Source organism: Ruegeria sp. CG11, assembly GCF_056537245.1.
On record NZ_JBQFRE010000076.1, the window covers coordinates 1 to 537 of the forward strand.

Annotated in this window: 1 protein-coding gene; it reads left to right on the forward strand. The window is 57.9% G+C overall.

Annotation, left to right across the window (positions count from 1 at the left end):
• On the forward strand, window positions 1-537 hold a 537-nt coding region (locus ACR0KW_RS24305), incomplete at both ends, for a transmembrane anchor protein (RefSeq protein WP_480807316.1).

The window sequence follows — 537 nt, forward strand, 5'->3', positions numbered from 1 at the left end:
CCAGCCTCGAAGAATTGCCAAGCTCGGCACAACTTCTGAAATCCACGATCATTGCCGCTGTGTCGGCCATCGTGATCCTGGTGACGATCGTTCTGCCGGCTGAATACGGAATCGACCCCACACGCATTGGTCGCGTGCTTGGCCTTGCAGAGATGGGAGAGATCAAGAGCCAACTCGCAGCAGAGGCAGAAGCCGACAAAGCAAAGGAAGTGGCGGGCGACGATCAGACAAGCCTGCTTGACGATGTCTTCGGCCTGTTTGTCGGAGCGGCCCATGCGCAAACTGAGATCCCTGAATGGACCGAGCAGTTCAGTGTCGTCTTGACCCCCGGCGAAGGAACCGAGGTCAAACTGACCATGGAGGAAGGCGCCGAAGTCGAATTCCTGTGGGTTGCCGAAAACGGGGTCGTCAATTTCGACCTGCATGGCGACGCTCCTGGCGACAAATTCATCAGCTATGAAAAGGGTCGTGGCCTGCCTCGGGACGAGGATGTGCTGAAAGCGGCCTTTACCGGCAAGCACGGCTGGTTCTGGCGCA